Origin of the sequence: Paraburkholderia sp. RL17-368-BIF-A (genome assembly GCF_046054045.1) — a bacterium.
Lineage (GTDB): Bacteria > Pseudomonadota > Gammaproteobacteria > Burkholderiales > Burkholderiaceae > Paraburkholderia > Paraburkholderia graminis.
In genome coordinates this window covers 1-989 of the sequence record NZ_JARESN010000039.1, presented here as the reverse complement: position 1 = coordinate 989, position 989 = coordinate 1, and the positions used below count along the sequence as shown (strand labels likewise).

The window sequence follows — 989 nt, the reverse complement described above, 5'->3', positions numbered from 1 at the left end:
CACGACTACCTGAAAAAAACCCTCACCGCGCGCGTCTACGACGTGGCCCGCGAGACCGAGCTCGAACGCGCGCCGCATCTGTCGGCGCGTCTGCGTAATCCCGTGTATCTGAAGCGCGAGGATAACCAGCCGGTGTTCTCGTTCAAGGTGCGCGGCGCGTACAACAAGATGGCGCACATGTCCGCCGACGCGCTCGCGCGCGGCGTAATCACCGCGTCGGCGGGCAATCATGCGCAGGGCGTGGCGTTGTCCGCGGCACGCATGGGCGTGAAGGCGATCATCGTGGTGCCGGTGACAACGCCGCAGGTCAAGGTCGATGCCGTGCGCGCGCATGGCGGGCCGACGGTCGAAGTCGTGCAGTTCGGCGAATCGTTTAGCGATGCGTACGGCCACGCGGTGCAGCTACAGAAAGAGCGCGACCTGACCTTCGTGCATCCGTTCGACGATCCATATGTGATCGCCGGCCAGGGCACCGTCGCGATGGAAATTCTGAGCCAGCATCAAGGCCCGATTCACGCGATCTTCGTGCCGATCGGCGGCGGCGGACTCGCGGCGGGAGTCGCGGCGTATGTGAAATCGGTGCGCCCCGAGATCAAGGTGATCGGCGTGCAGACCGACGATTCGTGCGCGATGGCGGCATCGTTGAAGGCCGGCGAACGCGTGACCTTGAATGAAGTCGGACTCTTCTCCGATGGCACTGCCGTCAAGCTCGTCGGCGAAGAAACCTTCCGCCTGTGCAGCGAATATCTCGACGATGTGCTGCTGGTCAACACCGACGCGCTATGCGCCGCAATCAAAGACGTCTTCCAGGACACGCGCAGCGTGCTCGAACCCGCGGGCTCGCTCGCGGTCGCCGGAGCCAAGCAGTATGCGGAGCGCGAGGGCATCGAGAACCAGACGCTGATCGCGATCACGTCGGGCGCGAACATGAACTTCGACCGGATGCGTTTCGTCGCCGAGCGCGCCGAAGTCGGCGAGGCGCGCGAAGC

The 989-nt window shown here is 64.6% G+C and carries 1 protein-coding gene; it reads left to right on the top strand.

Features of this window, described 5'->3' with window-relative positions; genetic code table 11:
• On the top strand, nucleotides 1–989 hold a 989-nt coding region (gene ilvA, locus P0D87_RS31515), incomplete at both ends, for a threonine ammonia-lyase, biosynthetic (RefSeq protein ID WP_408637120.1).